Origin of the sequence: uncultured Tateyamaria sp. (assembly GCF_947503705.1) — a bacterium.
In the GTDB taxonomy this organism is placed as follows: domain Bacteria; phylum Pseudomonadota; class Alphaproteobacteria; order Rhodobacterales; family Rhodobacteraceae; genus Tateyamaria.
In genome coordinates, this window is the sequence record NZ_CANNES010000018.1 from 13071 (window position 1) to 27052 (window position 13982).

The 13982-nt window shown below is 58.8% G+C and carries 14 protein-coding genes and 1 tRNA gene; 1 reads left to right on the forward strand and 14 read right to left on the reverse strand.

Features of this window, described 5'->3' with window-relative positions; translation table 11 throughout:
• Positions 1–267: 267 nt before the first annotated feature.
• The 12 genes from rpoB to Q1A44_RS21455 form a co-directional block, all read right to left on the reverse strand.
• A complete protein-coding gene (gene rpoB, locus Q1A44_RS21400) occupies positions 268–4404 on the reverse strand; it encodes a DNA-directed RNA polymerase subunit beta (RefSeq protein ID WP_299629401.1) in 4137 nt (1378 codons plus the stop codon).
• Between the two features lie 291 nt (positions 4405–4695).
• Positions 4696–5070: a 50S ribosomal protein L7/L12 gene (gene rplL / locus Q1A44_RS21405; RefSeq protein ID WP_299629403.1), complete on the reverse strand. Its 375-nt coding sequence runs from the start codon at positions 5068–5070 to the stop codon at positions 4696–4698.
• Between the two features lie 74 nt (positions 5071–5144).
• Positions 5145–5657 (reverse strand): 50S ribosomal protein L10, encoded by a 513-nt coding sequence (gene rplJ, locus Q1A44_RS21410; RefSeq protein ID WP_299629405.1) that lies wholly within the window; start codon positions 5655–5657, stop codon positions 5145–5147.
• Between the two features lie 323 nt (positions 5658–5980).
• Positions 5981–6895, reverse strand: a complete 915-nt coding sequence (locus Q1A44_RS21415; protein WP_299629407.1) for a class I SAM-dependent methyltransferase — start codon at positions 6893–6895, stop codon at positions 5981–5983.
• Between the two features lie 48 nt (positions 6896–6943).
• Entirely contained in the window at positions 6944–7642 is a 699-nt protein-coding gene (gene rplA, locus Q1A44_RS21420) for a 50S ribosomal protein L1 (protein ID WP_299629409.1), read from the reverse strand.
• A gap of 1 nt (position 7643) precedes the next feature.
• The gene (gene rplK, locus Q1A44_RS21425; RefSeq protein WP_299629411.1) at positions 7644–8069 is read right to left on the reverse strand and encodes a 50S ribosomal protein L11; all 426 of its coding nucleotides are present in this window, start codon (positions 8067–8069) and stop codon (positions 7644–7646) included.
• A 172-nt stretch (positions 8070–8241) separates the two neighbouring features.
• Positions 8242–9441 carry an OmpA family protein gene (locus Q1A44_RS21430; protein WP_299629413.1) on the reverse strand — a complete coding sequence of 400 codons (1200 nt, stop codon included), beginning with the start codon at positions 9439–9441 and terminating at the stop codon, positions 8242–8244.
• 360 nt (positions 9442–9801) lie between these two features.
• Positions 9802–10335, reverse strand: a complete 534-nt coding sequence (gene nusG, locus Q1A44_RS21435; protein WP_299629415.1) for a transcription termination/antitermination protein NusG — start codon at positions 10333–10335, stop codon at positions 9802–9804.
• A 177-nt stretch (positions 10336–10512) separates the two neighbouring features.
• The gene (gene secE / locus Q1A44_RS21440; protein WP_299629417.1) at positions 10513–10710 is read right to left on the reverse strand and encodes a preprotein translocase subunit SecE; all 198 of its coding nucleotides are present in this window, start codon (positions 10708–10710) and stop codon (positions 10513–10515) included.
• Between the two features lie 108 nt (positions 10711–10818).
• Positions 10819–11499 (reverse strand): hypothetical protein, encoded by a 681-nt coding sequence (locus Q1A44_RS21445; RefSeq protein ID WP_299629419.1) that lies wholly within the window; start codon positions 11497–11499, stop codon positions 10819–10821.
• Between the two features lie 252 nt (positions 11500–11751).
• Positions 11752–11827 (reverse strand) — tRNA-Trp (locus tag Q1A44_RS21450).
• A gap of 66 nt (positions 11828–11893) precedes the next feature.
• The gene (locus Q1A44_RS21455; RefSeq protein WP_366942624.1) at positions 11894–12463 is read right to left on the reverse strand and encodes a hypothetical protein; all 570 of its coding nucleotides are present in this window, start codon (positions 12461–12463) and stop codon (positions 11894–11896) included.
• Here Q1A44_RS21455 and Q1A44_RS21940 point away from each other — a divergent pair.
• Positions 12450–12554, forward strand: coding sequence for a hypothetical protein (locus Q1A44_RS21940; RefSeq protein ID WP_366942625.1), 105 nt, complete (start codon positions 12450–12452; stop codon positions 12552–12554). The genes Q1A44_RS21455 and Q1A44_RS21940 overlap by 14 nt on opposite strands.
• Positions 12555–12644: 90 nt before the next feature.
• Here Q1A44_RS21940 and Q1A44_RS21460 read toward each other — a convergent pair whose 3' ends face one another.
• Together Q1A44_RS21460 and Q1A44_RS21945 are read right to left on the reverse strand one after the other, a co-directional pair.
• On the reverse strand, positions 12645–13706 hold the full coding sequence (locus Q1A44_RS21460; RefSeq protein WP_299629423.1) for a GSCFA domain-containing protein: 1062 nt from the start codon (positions 13704–13706) through the stop codon (positions 12645–12647).
• Positions 13707–13905: 199 nt separating this feature from the next.
• Positions 13906–13982, reverse strand: a 77-nt coding sequence (locus Q1A44_RS21945) for a hypothetical protein (protein WP_203238105.1), incomplete at its 5' end; no start/stop codon positions are given.

The following is a 13982-nucleotide window of genomic DNA, read 5'->3' on the forward strand; positions in this document are numbered from 1 at the left end:
TCAAAGCAGAGTTACGGCAACAAACATCGCTGCCGCTCCGAGTATTCCGAGAATTGCGGCGACGACGAACGCGCGCCGCAGAATGGGACCACGATGTTCCGGGGAGATCGCAGACTTCAACCTTTCCTGAAGCAAGGGGTGTTCGAAACTCCGTTGGTACCGAATTACGAACCACAGAATTGCCGTTACACCGACTAGCGTCAGCAGCTGAAAGCTGGCTGTAAGAAAGAACAGCTGGGAGTTCACGTTTCCAGTCATGAACTATCTTCACTCGTCCTCCTCCGCATCCAGGAGTTCCATGTTGAGGCCCAATCCACGGACCTCTTTGACGAGAACGTTGAACGATTCCGGCACACCGGCCTCGAAATTGTCCTCACCCTTGACGATGCTCTCATAGACCTTGGTCCGGCCCGCCACGTCATCCGATTTCACCGTCAGCATTTCCTGCAAGGTGTAAGCGGCACCGTAAGCTTCCAGAGCCCAGACCTCCATCTCACCAAAGCGCTGACCACCGAACTGCGCCTTACCACCCAGCGGCTGCTGTGTGACAAGCGAGTAAGGCCCGGTCGAACGGGCGTGGATTTTATCGTCCACAAGGTGGTGCAGTTTCAGCAGGTACTTGATGCCCACAGTCACGGGGCGCGCAAACTGCTCGCCCGTGCGGCCGTCGAACAGCACCGACTGACCCGAGGTCGAGAAACCGGCACGCTCCAGCGCATTGTTCACATCCGCCTCTTTCGCACCGTCAAAGACGGGCGTGGCAATGGGAACACCGCGTGTGACGTTGCCTGCGGCCTCGACGAGGTGATCCTCGTCCATGCCTGCCAAGCCCTCTTCGTAGACGTCATCGCCGTAGGCCAGGCTCATCGCCTCGCGCACCGGTGTCAGATCGCCCGAGCGGCGGTACTCTTGCAGCGCCTCATCGACGTTCACGCCCAGACCGCGTGCGGCCCAGCCCATGTGCGTCTCAAGGATCTGACCCACGTTCATACGCGATGGCACGCCCAGCGGGTTCAGACAGAAATCGACCGGAGTCCCGTCCGCGAGGAACGGCATGTCCTCCATCGGCACCACTTTCGAGATCACACCTTTGTTGCCGTGACGACCGGCCATCTTGTCGCCCGGTTGCAGCTTGCGCTTCACCGCCACGAAGACTTTGACCATTTTCATCACGCCCGGGGGCAGATCGTCGCCACGGCGGACCTTTTCGACCTTGTCCTCGAAACGGGCGTCCAAGGTGCGCTTTTGCGCCTCGTATTGCTCGTTCAGGGCCTCGACCACCTGTGCCGATTGCTCATCTTTCAGGGCGATCTGCCACCATGCGGAACGCGGATAGGCCTCGAGCATATCCGCATCGACATTGGACCCGGCTTTCAGGCCCTTAGGACCTTTGGCAATCTCTTTGCCCAACAGCATGTCGCCCAGACGAGCATAGATGTTGCGGTCAAGGATGGCCAACTCGTCGTCGCGGTCACGGGCAAGGCGTTCAACTTCTTCACGCTCGATCTGCAGGGCACGTTCGTCCTTTTCCACACCGTGGCGGTTAAAGACGCGCACCTCAACGACCGTGCCAAAGTCACCCGGTTTGACGCGCAGCGAGGTGTCGCGCACGTCCGAGGCTTTCTCACCAAAGATGGCGCGCAGCAGCTTTTCCTCTGGCGTCATCGGGCTTTCACCCTTGGGTGTGATTTTGCCCACCAGAATATCGCCCGGCTCAACGTCCGCGCCGATGTAGACGATGCCAGCCTCGTCGAGGTTGCGCAGAGCTTCCTCGCCGACGTTGGGGATGTCGCGGGTGATTTCTTCTGGCCCAAGCTTGGTATCACGGGCGGCGACTTCGAATTCTTCGATGTGGATCGAAGTGAAGACGTCATCGCGCGACACGCGCTCAGAGATCAGGATCGAGTCTTCGTAGTTGTAGCCGTTCCACGGCATGAACGCGACGACCACGTTTTTGCCCAAGGCCAGTTCGCCCATATCCGTGGACGGACCATCGGCAATGACCTCACCCTTCTGAACCGTGTCACCCACCTTCACCAGCGGACGCTGGTTGATGCAGGTGTTTTGGTTGGACCGCTGGAACTTACGCATGCGGTAGATGTCAACGCCCGCATCGCCCAACTCTAGGTCGGACGTGGCGCGGATCACGATCCGGGTGGCATCCACCTGATCGATGATACCGGCGCGCTTGGCCATGATGGCCGCACCGGAATCGCGTGCCACAACTTCCTCAATCCCAGTGCCGACCAGCGGCGCCTCGGCTTGAAGCAGCGGAACCGCCTGACGTTGCATGTTCGATCCCATCAGGGCGCGGTTGGCGTCGTCGTTTTCAAGGAACGGGATCAGCGAGGCGGCGACCGAAACCAACTGTTTCGGGCTCACGTCGATCAGGTCCACCGAGTCCACGGGGGACAATGTGTAGTCGCCTGATTTCCGAGTGTTGACCATCTCGTTGATGAACTTGCCACCTTCGTCCAATGTCGCGTTGGCCTGCGCCACAGTGTGACGCATTTCCTCAGTCGCGGACATGTAGTGGACTTCGTCGGTCACCTGACCTTCGTTCACGACGCGGTAAGGCGTTTCGATAAAGCCGTACTTGTTCACGCGGGCAAAGGTGGCCAGCGAGTTGATCAGACCAATGTTTGGCCCTTCCGGTGTTTCAATCGGGCACATCCGACCATAGTGGGTCGGGTGCACGTCGCGCACCTCAAAACCGGCACGCTCACGGGTCAAACCGCCAGGCCCAAGCGCCGACAGGCGGCGTTTGTGCGTCACTTCGGACAGCGGGTTGGTCTGGTCCATGAACTGCGACAGCTGGGACGAGCCAAAGAACTCGCGCACGGCCGCAGCAGCAGGTTTCGCGTTGATCAGGTCCTGCGGCATGACCGTGTCAATCTCGACCGACGACATACGCTCCTTGATCGCGCGCTCCATCCGGAGCAGGCCAACGCGGTACTGGTTTTCCATCAACTCGCCGACCGAGCGCACACGACGGTTGCCCAAGTGGTCGATATCGTCGATGTCGCCTTTGCCGTCGCGCAGATCGACCAGCGCCTTGATACAGGCAACGATGTCTTCACGGCGCAGGGTGCGCTGCGTGTCTTCGGCATCGAGTGCCAGGCGCATGTTCATTTTAACGCGGCCAACGGCCGACAGATCATAGCGCTCGCTGTCAAAGAACAGTGTGTCGAACAGGTTCGACGCGGCCTCGACGGTGGGCGGCTCGCCCGGACGCATGACGCGGTAAATGTCCATGAGCGCGGTTTCGCGGTTCATGTTCTTGTCATTCGACATTGTGTTGCGCATGTACGGACCGACATTCACATTGTCGATGTCGAGCACAGGGATCTCGGTGATGCCTGCGTCGATCAGCTCTTTGGCTGTGCCGCCAATCAACGTGCCGTCCTTGTCATATTCCAGGGTCAGTTCATCACCGGCTTCGACATAGATCGCGCCGTTTTCTTCGTTGATGATGTCCTTGGCGATGAATTTGCCCACGATATGCTCGAAGGGCACCAGCAGATCGCTGACCGCACCTTCGTCGATCAGCTTCTTGACGGCCCGCGGCGTGACCTTTTTGCCGGCCTCGGCAATGATTTCGCCGGTTTTGGCGTCAACCAGATCATAGGTCGGACGGGTGCCGCGCACTCGGTCGGGGAAGAACGGCGTGACCCAGCCTTTGTTCTTCTTCAACGTGTAGGTGACGGTTTCGTAATAGGCGTCCATGATCGCTTCTTGGTCGAGACCAAGGGCGTAGAGCAGCGTCGTCACCGGCAGTTTGCGGCGACGGTCGATACGGGCAAAGACGATATCCTTGGCATCGAATTCAAAGTCGAGCCAGCTGCCGCGATAGGGGATGATGCGGCAGGCGAACAGCAACTTGCCCGACGAATGGGTTTTGCCCTTGTCGTGGTCAAAGAACACACCGGGCGAACGGTGCATCTGGCTGACGATCACACGTTCGGTGCCGTTCACGATGAAGGTGCCGTTTGGCGTCATCAGGGGCATGTCGCCCATGAACACGTCCTGTTCCTTGATGTCCTTGACCGACTTGGCGCCGGTGTCTTCGTCGACATCAAACACAATCAGGCGCAGCGTCACCTTGAGAGGCGCGCTGTAGGTCATGTCGCGTTGTTGACATTCCTCGACATCGTATTTCGGCTTTTCCAGCTCGTATTTGACGTATTCCAGGACGGAGGTTTCGTTGAAGTCCTTGATCGGGAAGACCGATTGGAACACGCCCTGAATGCCATCCCCATCAGTTGGGACTTCGGCATCGCCGGAATTCAGGAACAGGTCATAGGAGGATTTCTGCACCTCAATGAGGTTCGGCATCTCCAGGACTTCGCGGATTTTGCCGTAATATTTACGTAGACGTTTCTGGCCAAGGAAGGATTGCGCCATACTATCAGTCACCTTTCAGCGTTTCTCTGGGTTTGCGCGCCGTCGGGCCCCGGTGCGCTGCCCCGTCGAGAGGATGGGTTTTAGGTCAATTCTGAGCCACCGTCCCACCGGTGGCCTCCCGACCTGTGAACCACATCTTGGAAAAAGCTTTGTTGGAAAGCCCTTACCAAGACGGGTCGGGCCGGACACGCGATATGCGCATCCAGCCCAATGTTTTCAAGAGGGTGCGGAATTCGACACGAATTCCGGCCGTTTTCCGATGATCGGAAAACGTCCCCGCTTCAACCGGCTTTAGGCCAGTTCGACTTCGGCGCCAGCTGCTTCCAGCTTGGCTTTGACGTCTTCGGCTTCGGCTTTGTCGACGCCTTCTTTGATCTTGCCACCAGCTTCGACCAGGTCTTTGGCTTCTTTCAGGCCCAGGCCTGTGATGCCGCGGACTTCCTTGATGACGTTGATTTTCGAAGCGCCTGCGTTTTTCAGGACGACGTCAAATTCTGTCTTCTCTTCCTCGGCTGCGCCACCGGCGTCAGCAGGACCTGCCATCATGACTGCGCCACCGGCTGCAGGCTCGATGCCATATTCGTCCTTGAGGATTGTTTTCAGTTCTTGTGCTTCCAGCAGGGTCAAGCCCACGATGCTTTCGGCGAGTGCTTTCAGATCAGCCATTTTATCAGCTCTTTCCGTTACGATATGTGTGTTCCAACGCGTATAGATTTACCACGCGCCGCTCAGACGATGCCTTATGCCGCCTTCTCTTCGATGGTCGAGAGAATGGAAGCAATGTTGCTTGCAGGTGCGCCAATGGCCCCGGCGATGTTCGATGCAGGTGCGCCAAGCATGCCCGCGATGGTGCTGATAAGCTCCTCGCGCGAAGGCATTTTCGACACAGCCGTGACACCGGCCCGGTCCAGAGCGTTCTCACCCATCGCCCCACCGAGGATCACGAACTTGTCGTTACCCTTGGCAAAGTCCTCGGACACTTTGGCGGCTGCCACAGGATCTTCGGAATAGGTCAGAACGGTCATACCCGTCAGATAGTCAGCGATGCTTGCGCAGGGCTTCCCGTCCAGGGCGATTTTGGCGAGCCTGTTTTTGGCAACACGAACGCTCGACCCGTTTTCGCGTGCACGCGCACGCAGGTCTTGCATTTCGGCAACTGTCAGACCGGCGTAGTGGGAAACCACAACGACGCCAGAGCTTTCAAAGATCTGGCCGAGTTCCTCGACCAACTTCTCTTTCTGGGCTCTATCCACAGTTTTACTCCAGTTATTGGAGGGGCGGACCCCTCCGGCTCGTTTTTACCACGCGCGAGCGCGGCAATCGGGTCCAAGCGGGTCGACGCAGCCCTAAGCCTGGAACACACCAGGCTGGAATGTCTCTTCCCGTCTCAGGCAGGAATTATGGTCAGAGTATCCTGACCACCCGCCGTCTCGGACGAAATAGAGGGCCGCCGCGAATCGCACGGGGGCCCTCCGGGATTTCATTAGACTTTTACGGGTGGATTTCCAAGCAGGTTTTTGCGCCAAAACCCGCACGTGGCCTCGGCCTGGCCCAAAACCGCAGAACCATGCCGCGCCTACGCTTTGGCACCGCGCAATTTGCCAAAAGTGTAGGACCAGAACTGGCGGTGCACTCGCGCCTTCGTCCACCCTTCGGATTGGGCCTTAGCATCAGCTTCAATCTCGGCCAGAGGGCGCGGCGTACCCGCCTGAAAAATCAAGCCGCAATCGCCCGGAATATCCCGTTTGATCACTGCCATGCCGCACACAGCCCCGACATACTCCATCGTGAAATTCGTATAGCCCAGTGTGTGCGCCATATGCAGACAGCCAAAGCCCTTCATCTCGATGAAGTGGCGTGTGTCCGGCACCTCGATATAGATCAGCCCGTCAGGCTTGATCCAGGTCTGCGCCTTGCGGATGGCGGCCACCGGGTCAACCAGATGCTCAAATACGTGAAACGAGGTGACGGCATCAGCGGGCGTATCCACACTGTAGTCTTGCCAGCCTGTATTGCGCACATCGAGCCCTTTTGTGTCTCGGGCAAATTCGGCATAGCCCTTGCCCGGCTCAAACCCTTTGCCGACAAAGCCACCCGCATTACAGGCCGCTACAAATTCTCCAGAACCACAGCCAAAGTCGATGATCGTCGCACCGGGCGTCAGAAGTGGTGACAATTCGGACAGCCGCGATGCGGATTCCTTTTCCCGTTTCTTGACGTGTTTTTCGGTGGGCTCGACCGTCTTTTGATAATCGGAGCGATAGAAGTCACGATAGTAAGTCGCCAGGTCTTCTTCGGTCGGGAGGGGATATTGGCGGATCAAGCTGCATTTGGCGCAGGCCACATGGGTGATCTTTTTCAACCGCCGATCCGTCTGTGCCACCAAACGGTGATCCGATGTACCGCAGACCGGACACTTCTTTTCACTGCGGCCGATTGCATAGGGGGTGAACGGCAAATTCGCCGTGAATGCGGTTAAATTGGCCATCATGTCCCCCCAAGCAAAAACCCCGGACCTTGGCCCGGGGTCTTATCTTTATTATTCGCTGGTAGCGCTTTGGACGTCAATGCTGACGCCCGGGCCCATGGTCGAGCTCAGCGACACCTTTTTCATGTAGGTGCCTTTGGAACCCGAGGGCTTGGCCTTGGCAACGGCACCCAGGAAAGCGCGGACATTTTCGGCCAGCTTGTCGGCGTCAAAAGATGCTTTGCCTATGCCGGCATGCAGAACGCCGGCCTTCTCGACCTTGAACTGCACTTCGCCGCCTTTGGCGGCCTTGACGGCGGCTTCAACGTCCATGGTCACGGTGCCGACCTTGGGGTTTGGCATCAGGTTGCGGGGGCCCAGGACTTTACCCAACCGGCCCACGACGGGCATCATGTCAGGTGTCGCGATGCAGCGATCAAATTCGATCTTGCCGCCTTGCACGATTTCCATCAGGTCCTCTGCGCCCACGATGTCCGCACCAGCGGCTTGGGCTTCTTCGGCCTTGGGGCCGCGCGCGAACACAGCGACGCGAACGTCTTTGCCTGTGCCATTGGGCAGACCAACCACACCACGGACCATTTGGTCCGCGTGACGGGGGTCAACGCCGAGGTTCACAGCGATTTCGACGGTTTCATCAAATTTGGCGTTTGCGTTGCCTTTGACCAATGCCACCGCGTCTTCGACGCTGAGGTTGCTTTTGCCAGCAAAGGCTTCACGGGTCGCTTTTGTGCGTTTTCCAAGCTTTGCCATCTTACTTCACCTCGATGCCCATAGAGCGGGCGGAGCCCAGGATGATCTGCATGGCGCCGTCAATGTCGTTAGCGTTCAGATCTTTCATTTTCGCTTCGGCGATTTCCTTGACCTGTGCGGCGGTCACGGTGCCGACAACCTCACGGCTGGGGGTCTTGGCGCCGGATTTCAGCTTGGCGGCCTTTTTCAGGTAGTAGGACGCGGGCGGCGTCTTGATGTCCATGGTAAAGGACTTGTCCTGATAATAGGTGATCACGGTGGGGCATGGTGCGCCGGGCTCCATGTCTGCGGTCTTGGCGTTGAACGCCTTGCAGAATTCCATGATGTTGATGCCGCGCTGACCCAGGGCCGGACCAACCGGCGGGGATGGGTTTGCTTGCCCGGCGGGCACTTGCAGCTTCATGCTGCCAACGAGTTTCTTGGCCATGGGCCATCTCCTTTTTCAACACCCGAACGGACGCGACCGTCGGGATCAGGTTGACGTGGTCGGATCCGGACAACGCGTTGGCCTCGTCTCCCACGTGGTCTGCACATGCAAACAGGAGCGCCGGTTACAACGCTCCTGTTCATTTATCAAGCCGAAACTGTAGGGTTGCGGTTTAGCTCTCTTCGAGGATCACGTCGAAGTTCACACGGCTGCCGGGCAGCCCCGCACCGCCCAAGGCCCGCGAGGGGGCCGCGATGATGATTTGTTCGGGTGCGACACCGCGCGCCACCAGCATCGCCATCAGCGCCTTGGCCCGCAACAACCCGGTGTGCATGTTTTCACGCGCCTGAATGTCGTTGGTGTGGTGACCCACAACCCGCAGACGGGCATGTGGGCACGCCACCGCCAGATTTGCCAGGCTCAGGGCCGTTTCCAGGTCTTGCGCGTTCACGGATACCGCACCGGGACCATAGAAAAGCGCCGTGCTTTGTACCGCACGCTCAAGATCTGCCACACAGGCCGCGTTGGCCCAAGGCTTGGGCGAGGCCGTGCTGCGCAGTGCAACGCGCGTTTCCTGCTCGATCACCGAAAACTCGACGCGACGATCATAATACGACCGGGGCCGATCACCGAACACTTGCGAGGGGCGTTGGTCGCCAAAGCCCTGGGCGACAAACATGCTGGTGTCGATGCCGCCAGAGCCGATCCGCTGGATCACGTGCTGGGCGCGCCGTTCGCTCAGGCGCAGGTTGGCCGCCGGATCACCGGAAGGGTCAGAGTGGCCTTCGACACGGATACGCACACCGGGACAGCCCTGGGCCACAAGGCCGATCAACTGGCCCCGTTCAATGCCGCCTTCATCGGCCGTCAAACCACCACTTGGGAAGTAAACGCGCACTTCCTCCATAATATTGCGCAGGTCATCCACGCATTGCTGCTTGGCCTGAGCCGCCGCTTGACCGGTGTTGAAAATCTGGGTGACAGGGCCGGTGGTGGTCAGGGCGGCCTGACGCTCTGCAGGGGTCTGAACAGGTGCAGGTGCAGGTGCCGGAACAGCAGAGGCAAGCGGCTCTGGCTCGACCAAAGCGGTAGCGCCGGTAATGCTGGTGCCAAGCCCGGCGAGCGGCTCGGACGCATTGGCCTGACGGGCCACGATTTCGTCCTCAAGCGCTTCGGCGGCATCCGGCGTCATGAAGGCCCGCGCGCTTTCCGGTACGACGCTGGCAGGCGCCTGTGCAGGTGTGGAAAGATCGGACGTGGCGCGCGGTTCAAACAGGCTGCTGCCGTTGACCATGAACCCGTATCCCGCAAAGGCGATAGCGGCCGATGGCACCAACCAAGGCAAGCTATCTCTGACATATTTCCAGCTCATAATTATCCCCCAAGACAATATACTACTATTTGATCGCACAGCTATATCCTGTGCTTGCACGTTACAGTAGGCGTAAATATGCCGGTCCCGTCAACCGTTCTTGGGCATATTTGCGCAGGTTTTTGGGGACAGGGAATCACCCCATCGCTAACGCGTTGGAAGCGTGGAACAATTAGAAACGGTGGGGTTAAGCAGGAACTGCAAGCATCGTTGGTTAGCCTCCAGAACGCTGGGGGCTCGGTGCGCGAAACACAGTGAAATACGGCCCTACGCGCCGAAATTTCGTCCAGGCAACAAAAAAACGCCGCGTCGAGGCGTCCCGATGCGGCGTTTTTAAAGACTGGCCAATGACCTGCGAAATCAGCCTTGTTTGGTCACTTGAGTGAATTCCAACTCTACAGGGGTTTCGCGGCCAAAGATCGACACCATAACCTTGAGGCGTTGGCTGTCGTCGTCCACTTCCTCGACCATACCGTCGAAGTCCTCGAAGGGACCTTCGTTGACTTTGACTTTTTCGCCCACTTCAAAGTGAATGAGGGTGCGAGGTGCATCCTCGCCTTCCTGGACGCGGTTCAGGATCTGGTTCACTTCGGCATCGCGCATCGGCATCGGGCGACCTTGCGGGCCCAGGAAACCGGTGACGCGGTTGATCGAATTGATCAGGTGATAGCCTTGGTCCGACATTTCCATGTGGACCAGCACGTAACCGGGCATGAAACGACGCTCTGTCGTGACTTTCTTTCCGCGGCGCACCTCAATGACCTCTTCGGTCGGCACCAGAACTTCGTCAATCTCGTCCTCAAGGCCGTTTTCAGCGACCGAGGTCCGGATGGTCTCAGCGATCTTCTTTTCGAAGTTGGAAAGTACGCTAACCGAATACCACCGTTTTGCCATTGTGTGCTTGGCCCCTCGCCCGAAGTGTTTGTCAGTTCAAAAGCTCGCGCTTTCGCCGCCTGAATAAAAATCGGCGCGGGGCTCGAATCGCCGCGCGCCTCTTGTCAGGTCAGAATTGCGGAATACTCCGCACGTTTTCAAAGCGCAAGGGGGCGCAGGCCCGCAGCGCCTTGTCACCTAGCCAAATGTCGTCAGGACCATCTCAAGGCCACCCCGGATCAGGATGTCGACAATCGCAAAGAACACGGCGGTCAGGGCAGCCATGATGAACACCATCACGGTCGTCAACAGCACCTCGCGCCGGGTTGGCCAAACGACTTTCGACACTTCCGAGCGGACCTGCTGGATGAACTGAAGCGGATTGGTGGTGGCCATGGCGGATATCTGTCCCTGCTGGATCGCGTGGGTGGGATGTAACGGCAGGTTTGGACAAATTCAAGGCGGGAAAACATCCCGCCCTGATCTGGTCAGATGATGATGGGTTCAGCCCTCTTGACCCATCCGCGCCAAACGTTCGCTCATGACGGAGGTGTGGCGCTCTTCACTTTGCCCAAGCGACTGGAAATCGGGCATGTAAAGGCTGTCGACCATCCCATCTGGAAACAGGTCCAGAAACCCATCCCAACGATAGGCAAAGCCATCCAGTTTGCCGCGCAGGCCATTGGCGCGGGCAGGATCCGTGGCTTCGATCCTGTCAAGGCGGCGCATGACACGGTGCCAGATCCGATCAGCCCCCAAAGTCATGAAGGCGCCGGTGACCGCAGCAATCATCAACACTGCGCCAATTACGAACCAATGGGGGCGTACCACCAGCAAAAGCAGCAAGCTGACAATCGCCAGATGCCGGGTGGACGGACGGAAAGCGCGCACCTTCGCGATTGTGCCGCGCAAAGCGGGCAGTTTGAACAATGGGCGTTTGTGTTTGACGGGCACAGGCTGTTCGGTCTCAATGTCGGGCAAAATGCTGGCGCGACGTGCTGGCGCTTCCGGCGCAGGCGCGGGTTCCGGTAGCGCTTCGGGGGCGGCACGCTTGGTCATGCGTTGGGCCACGGACTTGCGCGCAGGGGCCTCGGGCACCTCTTCGGTCAACACAGACCGGATCATCGAAAGCGTTTCTTCCTCGCTTGCCTCATGGGTCTTGCCAGAGATCAGAGTGTACGTCATCAGCAGCATCCTTGCCCCACATGGGGTCGTCACAATCACAACCAGTTCCGCGCAGCACAGAACACGGCTTTGTTCGGGCCAGAATGTGGGTGGGACATGGCGCGAATGTGGCGACTTAAAGGCACTGTCAACAGGGCCCGCACAGTCTGCACCTTTTCCCAAAACTGGAACGCATCTGGCAACAATGGCTGCCGACGCGACGGGGGCGCTGCACGAAAAACGCCACAGAAACGACATTTGATTGCGAGGATTTGGCAGGGGCACCAGGGCTCGAACCCGGGACCTACGGTTTTGGAGACCGTCGCTCTACCAGCTGAGCTATACCCCTACGGTGCGGCTGTGATTACGCGGGGATCAGGGACAATGCAAGGCCCGAAATGGGCCAAATGTGCGCTCAGGCGGCCTTGGCCCGCGCCTGTGTCAAGGGCCACACATCCTGCATCCATCGGGCCGCAAAGGCCGGGGATTTGTGCCCCGTGTCGCCCTGCTCGGCCGCCTCGACACTGGCAAAGACGTTGTGGGTCAAGGCACCGCGCGTCACGGTATCTTCGGGCTGTGGCACGATGGTAATCCCGTCTTGTGCAGCAGCCTCTGCCAAAGCCCCCCAGAGCAACGCCCGGTGATCCGCTGTGGCGCGTGCGGCTCCCGGGTAAATACCCAGAAAGCGCCCTTGCCGGTCAATATCGGTGATCCCGTCGGTGTAAAAAGGTGCCGGCACAAAAAGCACATTGCACCCGGCCTTGGCCAATTCGCGTGCGATCCGGTAGGCGCGCGTAAACGCTACGAATGTCCGGGCCGAGGCCCGCAAAACGGCAGAGCTGGGCACCTGCCCCGTTTCATCAATCCAATGCAAATAGGGGCCAAAGAACTCAGTCACCCGAAACCGCGCGCCATAGAATATAACTGTGTCAAAGTCGGCGGGCACCAGCGTCTCGCGCCCGTTTCCATTAATGGTCAGGGCCATTTCGAGGGCACGATCCTTGGCTCGAACGGCACCGTCGCGCCATTCAATCAGACGGAAGGACGGACCAGTGGCCCCCCAAAACTCTACATGAGCATCGGTAGGCGCCTCTGTCAGACCGTCGCGCAAGGCGTGGCGCAGGCTGCCCATCTGGCTATCCCCAAAAAAGCAGATGCGGTTCGGATCAGGCTGCGAAGGCATTGAGCAGCTCCTCTTCGCATTTGATGTCTTCTTCGCCCTTGGGCACCACCGCCGCGATACGTTTGCGGGTCTTGCCCATCCTCGGCGCACCAAAGACGCGGGTCTGATCGGCAAAGAAGTGTTTCATAACGGTGGTCACGCCTTCGGGTACCACCGACCGCATATTGGGCGCAAAGAACATGCCCCGGAAAATCGGGTGTGTAATGATCTCGAAGGAAGGGAAGTAATCCACGTGCTTGGACCCTTCGGCGGCCATGCCCGCCACAGCACGCAAAACCGATTTGGAATATTGCGTTGCAGTCAGAACATGCGCACCAGACGCCGTGGCAGTCAAAGGCACCGGCGACACTGTCAAGAGCACGTTCAGCTTGGGGTTCTTGCTGCGAGCAAAGCGGATGGCCCGCATCAGCGACCTTTGGGTCGTGCGCGTGTTGGTGTTGGTAAAAACGTGTTGCTCGGCATCAAACTCGCCCGCGACCGTGCCGGGGCACAGCGCATATTCCAGACCTGTTTCGCGGTTGTGCCAACGTTCGGTCAGGCCAAGGGTAAAGACAAAGACATTGGCCGTCTCGATGGCGCGACGCAGGGCTGCATAGGTGCTTTGACGGGCTGCCCACAGTTCGTCTTCGCTCGCAAAGCCATTTGGCTCAATCGCGGGACGCAGCGGGTCAAAGAACCGGCCATCCTTTTGCCAGACCTCACGTACTTCGTCGCGCGCGCCGTAAGCCAACTCCAACCATTGCAGCAGCATTGAGGGCGTGTAGATGTTGCCGGTCCGAAAGCTGAAGACTCCATAGCCAAAGGTCCGGGCCTCGTCACCCAACAGATAAGGCGGGGCCGGTTCGCAATCGGTCCAGAGGTATCCGCGTTCAGCCAGTGCGTTGCCGATATGCTGGGCAAAGCACGAGCCTGCTGTCACGATCCGGTGGTTGGGTTTGATGGCGAATTTCGGCGACCAGAGACCTGTCAGACCATGAGCACCAGGTGCGGCCACGGCCGTTTTCCAATAAGCCTCAGGCCCCATGTCTTCATAGGGATGCGTCACGTTTTGCCTGCTCTCGTTTTTTACTGTTTTCACAAGCGTATCAGGCGGCGAATCGCCTGACAAGAAAAACGGGCCGCCTGCAGATGCACGCGGCCCGTATGTGTTTATCGTGTCCGGCGGATCTGGATCCGCCTTTCGGGTTTGGGTGCAGTTGGTTTGCCCAGAGGGGTCACCAAGCCCTGCGCCCCGCGCGACCGAATTACTCGGTGATTTTCGACACGACGCCGGCGCCGACGGTGCGGCCGCCTTCGCGGATCGCAAAGCGCAGGCCCTGTT